The sequence below is a fragment of the Shewanella sp. Scap07 genome (genome assembly GCF_013394145.1).
Lineage (GTDB): Bacteria > Pseudomonadota > Gammaproteobacteria > Enterobacterales > Shewanellaceae > Shewanella > Shewanella waksmanii.
On record NZ_CP041329.1, the window covers coordinates 2,647,899 to 2,665,556 of the forward strand.

Annotated in this window: 15 protein-coding genes; 9 read left to right on the plus strand and 6 right to left on the minus strand. The window is 45.8% G+C overall.

All coding sequences use genetic code 11. The features are described from left to right. Positions 1–53 precede the first annotated feature (53 nt). Both aspS and FLM48_RS11650 read right to left on the minus strand, forming a co-directional pair. Positions 54–1,835, minus strand: a complete 1,782-nt coding sequence (gene aspS, locus FLM48_RS11645) for an aspartate--tRNA ligase (protein ID WP_028772729.1) — start codon at positions 1,833–1,835, stop codon at positions 54–56. A 192-nt stretch (positions 1,836–2,027) separates the two neighbouring features. Continuing rightward, a complete protein-coding gene (locus FLM48_RS11650) occupies positions 2,028–4,829 on the minus strand; it encodes a transporter substrate-binding domain-containing protein (protein ID WP_256870917.1) in 2,802 nt (933 codons plus the stop codon). Between the two features lie 149 nt (positions 4,830–4,978). On the opposite strand from FLM48_RS11650, the gene cmoA reads away from it, so the two are divergent. The 9 genes from cmoA (at position 4,979) to FLM48_RS11695 (ending at position 13,907) form a co-directional block, all read left to right on the plus strand. Continuing rightward, positions 4,979–5,710 (plus strand): carboxy-S-adenosyl-L-methionine synthase CmoA, encoded by a 732-nt coding sequence (gene cmoA / locus FLM48_RS11655; RefSeq protein ID WP_179024745.1) that lies wholly within the window; start codon positions 4,979–4,981, stop codon positions 5,708–5,710. Then, entirely contained in the window at positions 5,707–6,699 is a 993-nt protein-coding gene (gene cmoB / locus FLM48_RS11660) for a tRNA 5-methoxyuridine(34)/uridine 5-oxyacetic acid(34) synthase CmoB (RefSeq protein ID WP_179024746.1), read from the plus strand. Before cmoA ends, cmoB begins: the two co-directional genes overlap by 4 nt. 28 nt (positions 6,700–6,727) lie before the next feature. Continuing rightward, positions 6,728–7,480, plus strand: a complete 753-nt coding sequence (locus FLM48_RS11665) for an ATP-dependent zinc protease (protein WP_028772725.1) — start codon at positions 6,728–6,730, stop codon at positions 7,478–7,480. Positions 7,481–7,494: 14 nt separating this feature from the next. Then, positions 7,495–9,000, plus strand: coding sequence for a UUP1 family membrane protein (locus FLM48_RS11670; RefSeq protein WP_028772724.1), 1,506 nt, complete (start codon positions 7,495–7,497; stop codon positions 8,998–9,000). Position 9,001: 1 nt separating this feature from the next. Further along, positions 9,002–9,958 (plus strand): alpha-L-glutamate ligase-like protein, encoded by a 957-nt coding sequence (locus FLM48_RS11675; protein ID WP_028772723.1) that lies wholly within the window; start codon positions 9,002–9,004, stop codon positions 9,956–9,958. Further along, complete coding sequence (locus tag FLM48_RS11680; protein ID WP_179024747.1) at positions 9,921–11,615, plus strand: M3 family metallopeptidase; 1,695 nt, start codon at positions 9,921–9,923, stop codon at positions 11,613–11,615. The genes FLM48_RS11675 and FLM48_RS11680 overlap by 38 nt, the downstream gene beginning before the upstream one ends. Next, positions 11,569–12,654 (plus strand): DUF3541 domain-containing protein, encoded by a 1,086-nt coding sequence (locus tag FLM48_RS11685; RefSeq protein WP_028772721.1) that lies wholly within the window; start codon positions 11,569–11,571, stop codon positions 12,652–12,654. The genes FLM48_RS11680 and FLM48_RS11685 overlap by 47 nt, the downstream gene beginning before the upstream one ends. Before the next feature lie 48 nt (positions 12,655–12,702). Next, positions 12,703–13,608 carry a LysR family transcriptional regulator gene (locus FLM48_RS11690; protein ID WP_179024748.1) on the plus strand — a complete coding sequence of 302 codons (906 nt, stop codon included), beginning with the start codon at positions 12,703–12,705 and terminating at the stop codon, positions 13,606–13,608. Between the two features lie 161 nt (positions 13,609–13,769). After that, entirely contained in the window at positions 13,770–13,907 is a 138-nt protein-coding gene (locus FLM48_RS11695; RefSeq protein ID WP_179024749.1) for a hypothetical protein, read from the plus strand. 166 nt (positions 13,908–14,073) lie between these two features. Here FLM48_RS11695 and FLM48_RS11700 read toward each other — a convergent pair whose 3' ends face one another. From FLM48_RS11700 to FLM48_RS11715, 4 genes are all read right to left on the minus strand, one after another. Further along, entirely contained in the window at positions 14,074–15,357 is a 1,284-nt protein-coding gene (locus FLM48_RS11700; protein ID WP_179024750.1) for a putative metalloprotease CJM1_0395 family protein, read from the minus strand. Further along, positions 15,357–15,623, minus strand: coding sequence for a hypothetical protein (locus FLM48_RS11705; protein WP_028772719.1), 267 nt, complete (start codon positions 15,621–15,623; stop codon positions 15,357–15,359). The genes FLM48_RS11700 and FLM48_RS11705 overlap by 1 nt, the downstream gene beginning before the upstream one ends. A gap of 83 nt (positions 15,624–15,706) precedes the next feature. Continuing rightward, positions 15,707–16,819 carry a 2-iminoacetate synthase ThiH gene (gene thiH / locus FLM48_RS11710; protein ID WP_179024751.1) on the minus strand — a complete coding sequence of 371 codons (1,113 nt, stop codon included), beginning with the start codon at positions 16,817–16,819 and terminating at the stop codon, positions 15,707–15,709. Continuing rightward, positions 16,819–17,655 (minus strand): thiazole synthase, encoded by an 837-nt coding sequence (locus tag FLM48_RS11715; RefSeq protein ID WP_179026355.1) that lies wholly within the window; start codon positions 17,653–17,655, stop codon positions 16,819–16,821. The genes thiH and FLM48_RS11715 overlap by 1 nt, the downstream gene beginning before the upstream one ends. Between the last annotated feature and the right edge of the window lie 3 nt (positions 17,656–17,658).

The window sequence follows — 17,658 nt, forward strand, 5'->3', positions numbered from 1 at the left end:
ATCGTGCCAATACAGCTTGCTGCGCTAAGACTGAGCTTAACGCAGCATCGCCATTACTGCTCTTTGTTTTCTTCAGCGGCAATGACGCTTACACCAAGCTCTTCTAATTGAGCTGGATTAGCAAAGCCCGGTGCATTAGTTAATGGACAAGCCGCAGTCGTGGTTTTAGGGAATGCCATCACATCACGAATTGAGCTCGCACCTGTCATTAACATGATGATACGGTCTAAACCGAACGCTAAACCAGCGTGTGGCGGAGTGCCATAACGTAGCGCTTCTAGCAAGAAACCGAACTTCTCATTCGCTTCTTCGTCATTAATACCCAAAATTCTAAATACCGCTGACTGCATTTTGCTGTCATGGATACGGACTGAACCGCCACCTAGCTCACAGCCATTAAGCACCATATCGTAAGCGTCTGAAATTGCTGCAGTTGGATTCGCTTCCAACTCTTCAGGAGTTATACCGGTTGGCGCAGTAAATGGATGGTGCATGGCATGTAAACCGCCGTCAGAAGTACGCTCGAACATTGGGAAATCAACGACCCAAAGCGGCTTCCATTCATCGGAAACTAAATCAAAATCTTCACCGACTTTCAGACGTAACGCCCCCATGGCCTCTGCCACGATATTGGCTTTGTCAGCACCAAACAGGATTAGATCGCCGTCTTTAGCATTGGTGCGCGCTAGCAATGCTTTGACCACTGTCTCATTTAAGAACTTAAGTACAGGTGACTGCACACCTTCCATACCTGCAGCTAAATCATTCACCTTCATCCATGCTAATCCCTTGGCACCATAGATACCAACGTACTTAGCATATTCATCCAACTGTTTACGAGATAGCTTAGCGCCACCAGGTACACATAGTAGTGCTACTCGGCCTTCTGGATCTGTCGCTGGGCCTTGGAATACTTTAAATTCAACTTCGCTTAAAATATCCGCCGCGTCGATTAACTCTAATGGGTTACGAAGATCTGGCTTATCTGAACCATATCGCTGCATGGCTTCAGCAAAAGTCATGCGTGGAAATTCGCCCAAATCGACATTCAACAGCTCTTGGAATAATGAGCGCGTCATCTCTTCGGTTTTCGCCATCACCTGCTCAGAGGTCATGAACGAGGTTTCAATATCTATTTGAGTAAACTCTGGCTGACGGTCAGCACGAAGGTCTTCATCACGGAAACACTTCACAATTTGATAGTAACGATCAAACCCAGACATCATTAATAACTGTTTGAACAGTTGTGGTGATTGTGGCAGCGCAAAAAACTGACCTTTGTAAGTACGGCTTGGTACTAAGTAATCACGCGCACCTTCTGGGGTCGCTTTAGTCAGGATAGGAGTTTCAATGTCCAAAAAGCCATTGGTATCAAGGAAACGTCTAACCGCACTGGTCACTTTTGAGCGGAAGATAATACGCTCAGCCATTTCTGGGCGACGTAAATCTAAGTAACGATACTTTAATCGTTGCTCTTCAGTATTATGTTGGTTTTTATCCATGTTGATTGGCAATGGCGCAGCGGCATTAAGGATAGTAAGCCCTTTACCCAGCACTTCGATTTCACCGGTACGCATGTCACTGTTAATCTGGCTATCTGGGCGCGCTCTCACTAAACCCTTAACCTGAACACAGAATTCACCACGTAAAGTGCTCGCCACTTCAAAGACTTCAGGTAAATCTGGGTCATATACGACCTGAATAACACCTTCACGATCACGCAGATCAAGAAACACAACGCCACCTAAATCACGGCTACGGTTGACCCAACCTACTAAGGTAACTTCTTCTCCAACATGAGACCGGTTGACGTCTCCACAATAATGACTGCGCATCTTTCTTTTCCTTAACGCCCACAGATGACTAATCTGGGAAATATTCAATAACATGATAAAAGCGGCATTATAGTGAATTAATGCCAGTTTCAAAACAACTTCATGATTAAAGCACGTGAGTTACGATGGGTTTGTGCATTAATCCAGCAAAATGATGGCCAAGCCCAACATTTGACCACTAAAAGCCAAGGATTACGCTGTACGATAGCAATTGCCACCGCACTCTCTTGCTCTAGACATCAATCCATCAGCCTTACGCAGCAGTTCTACGGCACTGTCACCATCATTAGGGTAACAAGCAACACCAATGCTCACTGAGACATCAATGGTTTTTTCATCCACACTGTAAGGTTTATTTAGCTGACGAATCACCCCATCGGCCATCTGGCAAACTTTATCTAAATCCTGTACGCGATTAAGCACAATAACAAATTCATTGTGGCTAAAACGCGCTAACGTATCTGAATTACGCAGAAGATCCTTTAAATCATTGGCAATCATAGTAATGAGTCGGTCCCCAGTACTGTGGCCAAAATTTTGATTGACCCGCTTAAGGCTATCAACGGATACAAATAACACCCCAAAGCGCTGCATTTCGCGAGCATGATTGAGTATGGCCTGCTCTAGCCGATCGTCCAAAATCAATCGCGTAGGCAACTGGGTTAAACCATCAATATGGGTTCTGCGATGCTGCTCTTCACCCAATGCCTCAGCAAGCTTGCGGTTGCGAGCGATGAATAGGGCTAAAATCAAACCACAAACCAATATTGTGCCTAGGGCCAAGATGACATAACCGCACCACCACTGGCCATTGAAAAAGCCACTATTGACCTCCGTTGGCTTGACCCAATGTTGATAAATCTGTTGACGCTGCTCTGCTGTGATACTGGCCACACCGACATTTAAAAGCGGCAACAAGGCTTTATGGCGTGGGTGTACACCAATATGACTTTGCTGCTCTGAAAAGTCCGCTAACACCGACATTTTTAAACTGTTATGCTCTTTAGCGGTGAGTTCGTAAGCCATATTGAGAACTTTCTCAACAAACGCATCCGCTTTACCTTCAGACACCGCCTCAATACCTGCCCGCGTATCAGGCACCAGCACTAAATCAATATCAAGCTCATCAGCCATTAATCGATTGACTAAATGGTAGCCTTCCACGACCGCTAGGCGTTGCCCTGATAACTCTTTTAGGCTAAACAAGGACACTTTATCTAAATGAGTGACCAAGGCCCAAGGTGACGGCCAATATGGCTCAGTAAATAGTAAACTTGATGCGCGCTCAGGTGTTTTTGCAACACTGCCAGCAATGTCAATGTCGCCACGCTTTAACGCCTCAATCAGATCCTGCCAGCGCTTAAAGGCAACCGGTTCAAACTTGAAACCAAGCCCTTTTTCTAAATAGGCAAAAATTTCACCATTAATGCCGGCATATTCGCCATTAGCATCAACAAACTCCATAGGTTGCCAATCGTTCAAATGGCCAACCTTTAATGTTGGAGCCTGTTGAATCACGCTTTGTTGCTGTTTACTGAGGGACAATAAACTGCGCTTAGCGGCAAAAGTGTGATCGTTGCGATCTAACACCCACTTACGCTCGACATCAATTAACTCACGCTGGGAAATCAGATTAAACCCTGCCGCCACCCTTTGGGTTAAACCACTATCTTCCTTACGGGTCAGCGCAAAAATATCTGTGGTGAATTCAAGTGGGATATATTGATGGAAGTCACCCCATACTTTCAAACTAATCAAATAATGGTGTGTCCAAGCTGATGAGGCCACAAAAGCTTGAATATGGCCATTTTTAGCCGCCTCTATCATTTGGTCGACGCCTTGATAAAGCTTTAACTGCGAATCGGGCAATACCTCTCTAAGCTTGTCGATGTAAGGTGCTGTGGGCACCGCTCCAATACGCTTACCTTGCAGTTGTTTTAAATCGGTGATCGGGGTTTGATAACTAAACAACCGGCTTTTGACCTGATAAATCTTATGAGCACGGGTTAAGCCAGTATTCATCGACTCACTTTCAGGGTAGCCAATATGGATATCACTGCGCCCCTGCATCACATCGCCTAAAGTCTGCTTCATGTTACCGACACGGAAACTAATGTTGATGCCCGTTTTCTGGGACCATAACTTCCATAAATCGATATACATTCCGTGTGGCTGACCTTCACTATCCACGTCCACAAACGGTTCTATACCTGAGGTTGTTGAAATCACTAACGCATCGGAGCTATTGCTATAACCGAGCCATAATTTTTTAATCTGCTTAACTCTTGCTGGGTTAATGGCTGCGAAGCCTTGATCAATCTTAGCAATCAGCTCAGTTCGGCCTTTGAGCACCGCGGGAACCACATCTATATTGTCGATATTAAGGCGCTGGTTGAGCGGAAACTGCTCAACAATGATGCGATTGACTGACTGATCACGTAAGTACCCTTCCATACTGCCAAATATATCTAACTCTTGGCGCAGTACCGCTTCTAGCAGCTCAGTGCGATTTTCAAACTCAGTGATGGCAAAACGAGAATCGATTTGCCTTAATGTACTGGCATGGGCAGAGCCTTTAACCACACCAATTTTATAAGGTAACAGGTCGGCAAAATCATATTTTCCAGCCAGCGACGCACGCAAATAAAGATAAGTGCTAATTTCCGCTATCGGATCAGCAAAATCATAGCGCTCACTACGAGCCGCATTTTTTGCCATACCGATATGAATATCAGCATCACCACGGGCGAGCTGCTGTAATGAGTCTTGCCAATGGCGGGCAACAAACACCACCGGCGTCGCGGTGACCCGCGACCACTCCTGCCACAAATCGACCAACACGCCCTGAGGCTGACCACTATCATCAACAAATTGATAAGGGTAACTGTCTTCACCCATGACGAGTACCAAGGGCTTTTCTGTTTCTGCGCACAAACTAAAAGACGCAAATACGGCGAATAGTGAAAACGTAAAAATGACGAGAATATTTTTCAACTGGCAGACCTTGAACGTCAATACGATGTGACATGAATGTTGTAATAAGGCTATTAGACAAAATTTTATCTATAATTTCCAGTACTAGCCTTGCTGACAACAGTTATCATTCGCTAGAATAACCTGTTGAAATTAACCAGTACTATCCAATGAAATCAGCTCAAGACACTATCTACGCTACAGCCTGCGAACATATTAGCGACTTCCAATTTGATGATAAAGTTGCCGGTGTTTTTCCAGACATGATCAGGCGATCAGTACCAGGTTATGGGCAAATCATTAATACCTTAGGTGAATTTGCCAATAAATACGTGACGCCAGGTAGCCAGGTTTATGATCTTGGTTGTTCATTGGGAGCGGCAACATTGAGTATTCGTCGCAGCATTCAAGGTCGTGGGGCGACCATTATTGCGGTGGATAACAGCGAAGCGATGACACAAGGGTGTCAAAATAATTTAGCCGCCTATGTCAGTGATATTCCGGTTGACCTCATTTGTGGCGATATACGCGATATTCATATAGAAAACGCCTCTATGGTGGTATTGAATTTTACTATGCAGTTCTTAGCGCCTGCAGATCGCGATAGTTTGCTACGTAAAATCTATCTCGGTCTTCAGCCCGGTGGCATTTTAGTCCTATCGGAAAAGTTATATTTTGAAGATGACAAAATTCAGATCATGCTCGACGACCTTCATCTAGACTTTAAACGAGCCAATGGCTATAGCGAGCTAGAAATAAGTCAAAAGCGCAGTTCGCTTGAACATGTGATGAAACCCGACTCATTACCCCAGCACGTTAATCGGCTAAACGCACAAGGATTCGAGCACACCAGCGTTTGGTACCAATGTTTTAATTTTGCATCTATGGTGGCAATCAAGTGATCAGTTTTAGTTCGTTCTACAAACAAATTTCAGATTCAAGTTTACAGCATTGGCTTGAAACTTTGCCGGCAATACTGGGCCAATGGCAACGTGACCATAAACATGGCAGTTTGCCCAAGTGGGAGAAAGTGCTCAATAAATTGCACTACCCCGCACCCGACCAGATTGATTTAAAGCACTCTGTCACTATAGGTTCTGGCGATCAACTCACTGACGGTGAGCGCCAAAAATTGGAAAACCTGCTACGGATATTCCAACCATGGCGTAAGGGTCCGTTTTCACTGCACGGCATCGAAATTGACACTGAGTGGCGCTCAGATTGGAAGTGGGAGCGAGTTCAACCTCACATCAGTCCGCTTGAAAATCGCACAGTGTTAGATGTCGGTTGCGGCAGTGGTTATCATATGTGGCGTATGCTAGGCGAAGATGCCAAACATGTAGTGGGAATTGATCCATCAGTGCTTTTCCTCTGCCAATTTGAAGCGGTAAAACGCCTCGCGGGTGAAGAGCAGCCAATTCATTTATTGCCTTTAGGCATTGAAGAGCTGCCGCCGCTAGATGCATTTGATACTGTGTTTTCTATGGGCGTACTTTACCATCGCCGTTCACCCATCGACCATTTATTCCAGTTACGCGATCAATTGCGGACTGGCGGAGAGTTGGTGCTAGAAACATTAGTCATCGACGGTGATGAAAATACCGTATTAGTCCCTAGTGGGCGCTACGGAAAAATGAATAACACTTGGTTTATTCCATCAGCTAAAGCGCTAGAGCTATGGTTGAAAAAGGCTGACTTTATCGATGTTAAATGCGTCGATATTGATGTGACCTCTTTAGCAGAGCAACGCAGCACTGACTGGATGCCAAACGAATCATTGGTCGATTATTTAGATCCTAATGATATTAGCCTGACAATTGAAGGGTACCCAGCACCTAAACGTGCTACCTTTGTCGCTACAAAAAATCAGCCAAATAAAGACTTAATCTAAACGAAATAGTAATTGGGAATACAGGACTATGTTGAAAAAGATTATCACACTAGCCGTTATCGCGGGTTTAACAGGCTGTGCCGCTAAATCAAATACTGACGCTATGCCAGTACCCGTTGATGCAGCGACATTGGACAGTCAACTTAGCGCTCAACAAACCGAGCTAGTTAAGATTATCGAGACCAATCAACAAGCACAGCAGCAAGATGTAGCCGCGTTATCAGACGAGATTAAATCTTTGCAAGCGCAAATAGCTAACCTTAATGTTGAGCAACAACAAGAGCAAGCCACAGTCATTCCCGTAGAAATGGAGTGTGACGTCTCTCCCATAGGTGACAAGTTCATTCTAGGTGCGACTGAACATGTGTATATTGAAGAGGTTAAAGGCCGCTTCAAAACACGTATTGATACCGGCGCTGAATCATCATCACTGGATGCACGCAATATCATCTTGTTTGAGCGCGACGGTAAGCAATGGGTTCGATTTGATGTCTTTACCTTAGGCGAAGATAATCCAGCACAAACTTTCGAATCTAAAGTCGAGCGTTTTGTCCGTATCAAACAAGATGCCAATGAAAGCAGTGACCGCCGCCCAGTTATCCACGCTCACTTACAAATCGGTAAGTATAAAGCGGAAACCGATCTTAACTTAGTTGACCGCAGCCATTTAGAGTTTCCATTGCTACTTGGACGTAAATTTATGCAAGACATTGCCGTGGTCGATGTCAGCCAAACCTATATCCATGGTAAGCCTGCTGTGAAGCAAGCCACTAGCAAGTAAGGAAATTATTAATAATGCATTCTAGAAAACCTTTTTATTTGTTAGTCGCGCTACTGTTTATCTCAGGGTTAGCCGCTAGCATCTATCGTGGTATAGAGCACAATGTGCCCTTCTTACCTGGTAAACAAGTACAAAGCTGGGCAGTTGATGCCAAAGTGCGCTTCCAAGCCACGGGCGAATCTGCTGAAGTGTCATTTTCTTTACCAGAAGATCCGGCTTATGAAGTGTTAGTAGAAAATGCGACCTCTCCAGGATACGGTCTCTCTATCACTAGCGATGAAGAAGGGCGTCGCGCCGTGTGGTCGATTCGTGAAGCTGCGGGTCAACAAGATCTCTACTATAAAGTCACCTTAATCCCAACGGGTGTTAAGCAGATAGCGGCATCTGAAGAGCCACAAACACCAGAGCCATACAATTGGCCAGCTACAGAAAAAGCCGCTGCAGAACAAGCCATTGAAGAAGTGTGGTCTCGCAGTGCGACTAACTTATCGTTCGCACAGCAGCTTAATAAAGCCCTGACAGCAGCCGAGCGTAGCCAAAATATCGAACTGCTGCTGAGCAGCAACCGCCCCGCTAGACTATTTGTACGCATGCTAAACAGCAAAGGCGTACCGGCTCAAACCGTCAGTGGTTTGTTCTTAGAAGACCAACGCAGACGTCAGCAATTGGTGACTTTTGTTGAGGTTTATCATGATGGTCAATGGCACCTATTCAACCCAATAGATGGCACTCAGGGTCGCCCTGATAACCTACTAATTTGGGATCGCTCAGGTAAATCAACATTAGATGTTATTGGTGGTATTAACTCACAAGTAAACTTCTCAATGTTGCAAGATACCCGCTCTGCCCTCGCCACCTCTATCGATGTCATGAAGAACAGCGACGCACTTGATTTTAGTCTCTATCAACTGCCTCTCGAAGAGCAAAGCTTATTTAAAGGTATTTTGCTGATCCCTATCGGTGTATTGATGGTGGTATTTTTGCGGGTCATTATCGGCATTAAAACCTCAGGGACTTTCATGCCGGTATTGATAGCCCTAGCCTTCATTCAAACCACTCTATTAACCGGTCTAGTTGGTTTCTTACTGATTGTCGCGTTCGGTTTGATGATCCGCTCATATTTATCGCAGCTAAACCTGCTATTAATATCACGAATATCGGCGGTGATTATTGTGGTGATAGGCATCATCGGCCTATTCACATTGTTATCCTATAAGTTTGGTCTCAGTGAAGGCCTAACCATCACGTTCTTCCCCATGATCATTTTGGCATGGACCATTGAGAGAATGTCGATTCTTTGGGAAGAAGAAGGCGCTAAAGAAGTCTTTGTCCAAGGTGGCGGTAGTTTATTTGTAGCAACCTTGGCCTATATGGCAATGAGCGCGACTTGGATTCAGCACTGGGTATTCAACTTCCTCGGTATTCACCTAGTGATTTTGGCTATGGTACTGCTTATGGGTCAATACACAGGTTATAAGCTACTAGAGCTAAGACGCTTTAAGCCATTGGCGGGAGAGTAATATGATGTTTGCTCGCCCTCGCGCGCTCGCATCCCAAGGGGTACTTGGGATGAATAAGCGTAATATTGACTTTATTGGCCGCTATAATCCGCGCAAATATTACAAGCGCGTGGATGATAAGCTCACGACTAAGCAGCTGGCGCTCGCCAATGATATTGCGGTACCGGATTTGATTGGTACCGTGAGCGAACAGCACGAAATCGCCCATATACCAGAAATGGTCAACAACCGCACAGGATTTGTGATTAAGCCTTCTCAAGGCTCTGGTGGTAAGGGGATTTTGGTTATCACTAAAGTCGAGAACGGTCGATATTACAAGCCTAATGGCAATGAAGTCACACCGTCAGAAGTAGACCGTCACGTATCAAATGTATTGAGCGGACTGTTTTCTTTAGGTGGTAACCCTGATGTGGCCATTGTAGAAGGGCTAATTGAGTTCGATCCGGTGTTTGATGGTTACTCCTATGAAGGCGTGCCTGATATTCGCCTTATCGTATTCAAAGGCTTTCCAATTATGGGCATGCTGCGCTTATCTACTGCAGCATCAGACGGCAAAGCTAACTTGCACCAAGGCGCCGTTGGCGTAGGTGTTGATATTGGCACAGGTAAAGGACTGCATGCAGTTCAGTTTGACCAGCCAATTGACTTCCATCCGGATACCAACAAGAAGTTGATTGATATTGCTGTGCCGCACTGGGACACCCTATTACATACAGCCTCTAAAGCTTATGAGATGAGTGAGCTGGGTTATCTAGGGACAGATATGGTGCTAGACCAAAAACGGGGACCATTACTGCTAGAGCTTAATGCTCGTCCGGGTCTGGCTATTCAGATCGCCAATGGTCGCGGCATTTTGCCGTTTCTCCATCATGTTGAAAACCTAAAAAATACTGCTATGTCAGTGGAAGAGCGCGTTGCATATGCTAAAAAGCATTTTTGCAGTACTGCTCAGCCTTAGTTGTTTGACGGCAGCTTACGCTGCCGTCTCTCCCATCTCACTCTTACACAATCAGTGTATCGAATTTAATAACGATGCCTACCTCGCTGATCTCAATCAAAGCACAAGCATCGAATTAAGCCAGCAAGCCACCACACTTGAATATCACCTGTTATCGATTGTTAATTTGCGTGACAGTGTGCACTACTACCGCCAATATTCGCTGGCACCTCAAGATAATGAATACTTACTACAATGCCAATTGCACTTAGCTGACTTATTCGAAGAGCTTATCCATCAGCCAAAAGTGGTTAGCATCGTCAACGGGCTCTCTCAAGCTGCCGATCCGCAGCTGAGCCTATTGGGCGAGCAACTGACACAGCTACAATCACAAACTTTAGCCATCACCCCAAAGGCAAAACTGCATACTGCCCAAGCAACAATTAAGCGAGGTTTAGCACCCGAAGATGTCAGTTTGCTGTTTAGTGAGAGTCAATGTGAGATAAATAGTACCGATGCAAACTCAAACCGCAGCATCAATCTAACAGTCGCAGGCTACTTGATGCGCCAAACCGATACAGATTGTCGCCGCAAGGTTTGGCAAGCCTATCAGGCGAGAGCGTCACAACGTAACTCACAAGCCTTGCAGCAAATCTGGGATATAAGACAGCAACAAGCAAATAATCAAGGTTTTGCTGATTACACCGCATATTCATTAACCACAGATATGCTGCGAAAACCGGCGCTAGTAAAGCTATTTCTCGACGGCCAGACAAAACCAACCGTGTCGCCGTGGGATCTTCCCCAAATACTTAAGCAGGCAACAAGTACCAACACAACATCCATCAGCGGCCTGGAGATGTTATTACAAGCCTACCAAGTTTTAGTAGAGTTTGGCGTCCGTGTTGAGCAGATAGATCAGCGTTATCACCGAATCTGGTTGGATAATCGTTTACTGGGTGATGTGATTATCAGTAGTGGCAATCGCAGCAAATTATTAACTCGGCGCCATGGTGTCCTTGGCCATCAATTTGCACAAATTGAATTAAAGTTGCCAGACACACTCAATAACTACCGCCAACAGCAGCAATTGATCAATACCGTAGCGCAGGCGTTCGAACAACTCAGTTATTCTCAGCGGCATTATCTGCTTAATAGCGGCAGCGCTAGCAATGTGAGTCGACAAATAGGTCAACTTTGGTTGAGCCAATATTTACAAGCGCAGCTGTTGCCTGCCATTGCTGACAACAGCCGAGAAAAACTTTTGGCTGAGTTTCGTCACCAACAGCGAGTGTTTCGCGCTAAAATCGCTGTCAATTTTTATGCGCTTGATGCCCCCTACACAGATTTACCGCAGCAGTTCACTAACAGCTTTGGCCAACCTTGGTTAAATGAAGCAAGCTACCCTTTGCATTTTTATGCTATAGCTGAGCAAGGCCCGCTGTATTATCAACATGTGTGGCAAAGTGCCTTAAGCCAATACATTTACCGAATTAATAAACCGTGTCAGAATCAACATCACGTGTTCACAACGTTACTTGTTAATGAACCCGCTTTGCCATTGGCGTCTATTTTAACGACATTACTCGGCGAAGCACTCACCCCGACCCAACTGATAGAAAGGATAAATCATGCACAAGCTGCTGAAAACAAGCACCTTAGTACTTGCGCTTCTTAGTGTCTCTCCGCTGACCTATGCTGAAAAACAAGCGCAGGCGGTTACCGAACAGCAGGTATACCAAGGCATCAAGATGAACCTTGAAAATCACTTGTATCAATTACCACCGCGTGTGCAGGGCCACTATGGTATACGCCAATTCCGCATGACAGGTGATGAAAAGTACGCCAATGCAGCCTTAATCGATTTATATGCCGTGACAGAATCACAAGCCTTCTATGCGTGCCAACTCGATAAACCAGGCTTTATTGAGTCAGAGTCTAAACGAGCGATTTCGGTATTAGGCAACGGTCCTCGTGCCAAAGCACGTAAAAAGGCCTTGAAGCCCTTTCCTGAGTTTTTGTTTTATACCGACGTACTGTTACGCTTCTCAAGCCGCATTGATGAATTTGGCTTAGTTGGGCCTTGTGATGATAAGTTACGCGCCGCTTTGAAAAAAACCGACCTACGCCAAGGTTTAACTGATAAGGCAATGATAGAAGCTTGGGCAGCGCAGCTGATCAACTATGTATACTGGGCCAAGCAGATAGGCGTAGGCGACTATGTTGACGAATACAAAGCCGCATTCAATGAAGTTTACCCAAGCGATAAAGATGAGCAGCTATCAACACGTCAGTACCGCAACAAAATCTATGGGCTCACTCATTTTATTTTTGCCGCCAGCGAATATTATCAACACCGTGTTGATGTCAAAGAGTTTGCTTGGATCCTCGACTACTTCGATGCCAATATCGAACGTATTTTAGAAGATGCTACCGATGACATCATTGCGGAGGTGGGCATCAGCTTTCACTTAGCTGGCCTGAGCGATCATCGGGTGGTAAAACTGACCCAAGCGCATATCGTAAATGCTTATGATGTTGAAGCTAATATCATTAAATCACCACGTGGTAATCCAGATTTAGCACTTGGTGAACATCGAAATGTGCTGGCGATGATGCTATTACAGTGGCCAGAAAAACTGCATAAAGGCCCCTACTTCCATAAATTAAAGGCAACCAAAAAGTATTTACCTAAACAGGTAAGCGAAAAACCTTAAGGAGCTCGCCCATTGTGCAATGAGTCATAATGGGCGACTTTAACCACTATGAGCAAAGCTAAATCCACCCTAGAACAGTGGCGAATTTTACAAGCAGTTGTTGACCACGGCGGCTACGCTCAAGCTGCTGCGCAGCTAAATCGTAGTCAGTCATCGCTCAATCACGCTGTCGCTAAATTGCAAGACCAATTAGGTGTCACCCTTTTAGTCGTCAAAGGTCGCAAAGCTCAACTTACCGATGCTGGCGAAATGCTGCTTCGACGCTCCCGTGGATTAACCTATGCCATCAATGAAATTGAGCAGTTAGCAGGGAATTTGCACAGTGGCTGGGAGCCAACACTGACCATTGCCCGTGAAATTGTTTACCCAACCCACCACTTAGTCGATGCATTGAGTGCATTTGAACCGCAAAGCCGCGGCACTCGCGTGACGATTATTGATTCTGTGATTAATGGGACTAAAGAATTAATTGAAGCCGAGCAAGTAGATATTGCTATCGTCGGCGGCCTGCCCCCGACTGGCCACTTGATTGAACCTTTATGTGAGATTGATTTTGCGCTGGTTTGCCACCCACAACATCCGCTTGCCTCTCATAATGAGGAGTTAGATGACCATACGCTTTCTCAACATTTACAAATCGTCATCAAAGATACCGGTTTAAAGAACACCGATGATATTGGCTGGCTCAAAGCTGAGCAGCGCTGGACGGTTTCGAACTTTCATGAAGCATTAGTGATACTCGCTAAACCCATCGGGTTTTGCTGGATACCCCAGCATTTGGTAGCGCAGAGCTTGGCCAACGGCAGCCTCTATCAACTGACCTTAAAAGGCGGGACTCGCCGCAGAGTGATGACAAGTTTAGTGATCCCCAATCGTGATAGACAAGGGCCAGCAAGTAAACTGGTCGAGCAACTGATCTTAAATCAACATCTCAAACCAGTAGAACCTAAGTAATACCAATCATATCAACATTCCTAAGTCGTTGTCTCGCTACCGGCTACGCAAGCCAAGCAAGCATAAACCCATTATACCAATCAGTATAAGAATTTGATCTACTCAGCGCGCTTTTGGCAAACTAATTCAAGACGAATAACTGAAACAATGGTTGCTCCCTTGTGAGGTTATTCAACGCAGAAATAGGCAGCCAAAAACGCGCCAGAATGGTGAGTTTTAGCGGTTCTGATCCCGTGTTAACGAGTTTAACCGTAGAACAACTATGCTCTTCACTCGTTGCCTTGCCTCAGAACCGCTAAATTCTCACTGAGTGACTAAATGTTTATACTGATTGGTATTAGACGGCCATCAGCTAGCAATAAAAGAGATATCCAGGCTAGGAATTACAGCAATCAGTAAAAGGTAGAAAGACTCAATCTTGGTTAAGCGAAGATAAAAAATCGATAGGCGTTTTTAGCGTCTAGCTTATACCCTAAAATCGATGCTAGATGACGACGCCTGTTGCGGGTTATATTTTGATTGCAGAACATCTAGATTAACCTGCTGAATTTCAACACGCTCTTGCTGAGTCTGGCTTTGCTGCGTCACTTGGGTATTGATACTGTCTATACTTGTCGCAACAGCATTGTTTTGCTCGTCACGGGCCACATAACTAATATTGCCATCAGCATCTGTTTCAGGCTGAAAACGACTGCCTTCATTTTCAAAAGGATTAACCCGCGCTTGTTGACCGTTACCTGCGCTAAATATGGGGGGCGTTTCATTGTTGTCGCCAGCAAATTGCTCACTACGTTCGCTAGCCAAATCTGCTTTAGCACTATTTAGGTTACGCATCGCTTCGTTAGCCACTTGAATATCAGCCATTGATGGCTGTACCGGTGCCATTGCTGCTGCATAGACCTTTTGCATTTTATTGACCGTAGCCTGAGGATCATTAGCGATTGGAGTTATATCAATCTGCACTTCACCATCAACCGCATAGCGTTTGCCGTCACTTCCCTGTTCATAAGAGTAACTGGGAGAACCAGCATACTGACCACCCACATTAGCGTGGGCTTGTTCATGGGCGCGTACTTCAGCATCACGTTTAGCAAGCGCTTGTAACTCTTGTTGAGCCTGTTGCTCTTTTACCGCTTGTTGATCATCACTTGATTTATCTTCTTCAGTATTAGTGCTAGCCTCTTCGGCGCCAGCTTGCTGAGATTCATCCTCAACACTTGGCGGCGCTTGGGTAGGCTCACCTTCCCCAGCACGTTCACTGCTTTGGTTATCACTGGCAGGGTTAGTCTCTCCTGCAGCCACACTCGGTGCACTGCTGCTATCTGCTCGTTGAGTAGTTTCATCGCCGTTGTTAGTAGCACGATTATCTGGGCTAACATTGACCAAAGCATCAACAGATAATGCCCCTTGCTGCAAACTAAATTGCCCTTGCCTAACTTGAGTGGCTTGAGTGGCTTGGCTGTTTGCTGCTGCAGGCGCGCTAATCGGCACCGGTGTTTGCGCCACGGCATGGCTAACACCAATGGCTTGGCCATGATGTAAGGTTTGTTTAGCGACCTTGGGGGCGTGTGCATGACTTATTGAGGCCGATGAGGCTGTGTCTGGTGCTGCGCCCGTGCCTGACGCTGAGCTCGATGCCGTGCTAGATTTTGACTGCGATGAATGGTTGGATTGACGTGTAAAAGCCGCTTCACCACTTTTCAGTGGTAAAGCGGTCTGACTCGGCGCAGCAGTGACGCCTTGCATCATTAAACCTCTAAATCGATGATTGTTCCAATTGTCTCATTGGACGTTTCAATCACTTCTACAGCAGCTTCGGCTTGTTGGCCAGATTCTAAGGCAGACACCAATGCCTGTGTTTTATCAGTAGCTTCAACCGGCCTAGCGGTATCGGTCTCTGCCACTGGATCGTTTTTTTGAGTTGGCTTAGCAACATCAACGGTGGCCTGAGTTAGACCCGACTGTGCACTTTGTAACCCGGCTACACCGGATGCAAAGCTCGATGGGATCTCCATGGAATGCTCCAATTGACTTTAAATTAACAGTGTAATTATTAGCCACATTAGCTAAAAAGTACAGTGAAACTCGTCAATACAGGCTAATTACTCCACTGCCCTTGCCAATCTTTCCATACCGGTGTTAAGCCTTGCGATCGAATCACCTGGGCAATCTGCGCAGGCGTGCGATCGTCGCTGATCTCAAATTGATCCAGTTGTGTCTGTTGCGCTGCATATCCACCCGGTTGAGTTGAGCTGCCTGCGCTTAGATGTGTCACCCCTAAAGCAAATAATTTATCTCTTAGCGCTGGGGATTCACGCGTTGACAAGCTAATCTCAAGCTCCTGATTAAACAGTCTAAAAGCAAATATCATCTGCAGTAAGCCACGGTCGGTCAGTAACACCTTAGGCTCAACACCACCGGTGCACGGCCGTAACCTCGGCAACGAGATGCTGTAACGACTACGCCAATAGCGCTGCTCTAAAAAAGCTAAATGATGGCCCATTAGCAACGCATCAAGACGCCAATCATCAAGTCCTAACAATACGCCTAAGCCAATTTTATCCACGCCAGCTTGCGCCACTCTTTCTGGTGCCGCTAAACGATTTAGGAAGTCACTTTTCTTGCCTCTAGTATGATGCTTGGCATAAGTATTAGGCTGATAGGTCTCTTGATAGAGCATTACCCCATCAAGTCCGGCCTGCTTAAGCTGTCGATACTCATCCGTTGCCAACGGCTGAACTTCCATCGCTAAATAGTTAAACTTGGGTTTAATGAGCGGCAGCGCAGACAAAAAATAATCAATACCTACTTTAGTTTCATGCTCACCAGAGACCAGTAAAATTGAGTCGTAGCCTAAGCGTTTAATCGCGTCAGCTTCAGCGCTTATCTCATCACTATTGAGTGTTTTACGTTTAAGTTTATTGCTCATAGTAAAACCACAGTAGTCGCACTCGTTGGCACATAAGTTAGACAAGTACAATGGAATATACATGTTTAACGCAGCGCCAAATCGTTGCCGAGTCAACGCGACAGAACGCTGCGCCATCTGCTCTAAATAGGCTTCAGCCGCCGGTGACAATAGTGCTAATAAGCTTTTAAGATCGCCTCTTGGCCGTACTAACGCGGCTTCAACGTCTGCAGCGGTTGTCGAGTACAGCTGCATCGATAAGCTATCGCGATCTAAGCCGCTAAAATACTCAGCAAAACTCATTATCGTCCCCTAAACGCCGGATCATCCAAAAAGCCGGTTAGGCTGCTATCTTGGTTGATGACACTCTGACTCAGGCCAATATCTAGTGGGCTTGTATGCTGAGCCTGCTTAGTGACCTGGCCTAGTCCCGCTAAGTAGGCTTGCCGTCCAAAGTCTGTGGCAGTGGCAAAACAGCGAGCCATCTCCACCGGCAAAGCACTGCTCGCGATTGCAGTATTCACCAGCACCGCATCTGCGCCCATCTCCATGGCCAGCGCCGCTTGCGATGGTCGGCCAATGCCGGCATCAATCACTACAGGTACATTGGCTTGCTCAATAATCATCTCTAAAAATGCCGTGGTTTGAATGCCGCTGTTGGAGCCAATGGGGCTCGCTAACGGCATAACCGCCGCACAACCCACTTCCTCTAAGCGGCGACACAATACAGGATCGGCATGCACATAAGGCAAAACAACAAATCCCTGCTCACATAACATTTTTGCGGCTAATAAGGTTTCTACCGGATCAGGCATTAAATACTTAGGATCAGGGTGGATCTCCAATTTAACCCAATTGGTTTGCATCATTTCACGGGCTAATTGCGCAACAAATACTGCTTCTTTCGCATCACGGGCACCGGAAGTGTTCGGCAATAATTTAACATTGGCATCGACCAAAGGCTGCAGAATATCATCTGATCCGGTTTGCAGATCGATACGTTTTACCGCCATTGTCACTAACTGTGAACCCGACGCCTTAATTGAATCTAACATCATCTCAGCGCTGTTAAATTTGCCCGTACCGGTAAACAGCCGCGAGTCAAAACTGTGGCCAGCTATCACTAATTTATCTTGCATCAT

Coding starts and splice junctions, on each gene's coding strand:
- aspS (WP_028772729.1), bottom strand. CDS start 1,835: ATGCGCAGTCATTATTGTGGAGACGTCAACCGGTCTCATGTTGGAGAA.
- cmoA (WP_179024745.1), top strand. CDS start 4,979: ATGAAATCAGCTCAAGACACTATCTACGCTACAGCCTGCGAACATATT.
- FLM48_RS11665 (WP_028772725.1), top strand. CDS start 6,728: ATGTTGAAAAAGATTATCACACTAGCCGTTATCGCGGGTTTAACAGGC.
- FLM48_RS11670 (WP_028772724.1), top strand. CDS start 7,495: ATGCATTCTAGAAAACCTTTTTATTTGTTAGTCGCGCTACTGTTTATC.
- FLM48_RS11675 (WP_028772723.1), top strand. CDS start 9,002: ATGATGTTTGCTCGCCCTCGCGCGCTCGCATCCCAAGGGGTACTTGGG.
- FLM48_RS11680 (WP_179024747.1), top strand. CDS start 9,921: ATGCTAAAAAGCATTTTTGCAGTACTGCTCAGCCTTAGTTGTTTGACG.
- FLM48_RS11685 (WP_028772721.1), top strand. CDS start 11,569: ATGCACAAGCTGCTGAAAACAAGCACCTTAGTACTTGCGCTTCTTAGT.
- FLM48_RS11690 (WP_179024748.1), top strand. CDS start 12,703: ATGAGCAAAGCTAAATCCACCCTAGAACAGTGGCGAATTTTACAAGCA.
- FLM48_RS11700 (WP_179024750.1), bottom strand. CDS start 15,357: ATGATGCAAGGCGTCACTGCTGCGCCGAGTCAGACCGCTTTACCACTG.
- FLM48_RS11705 (WP_028772719.1), bottom strand. CDS start 15,623: ATGGAGATCCCATCGAGCTTTGCATCCGGTGTAGCCGGGTTACAAAGT.
- thiH (WP_179024751.1), bottom strand. CDS start 16,819: ATGAGTTTTGCTGAGTATTTTAGCGGCTTAGATCGCGATAGCTTATCG.
- FLM48_RS11715 (WP_179026355.1), bottom strand. CDS start 17,655: ATGCAAGATAAATTAGTGATAGCTGGCCACAGTTTTGACTCGCGGCTG.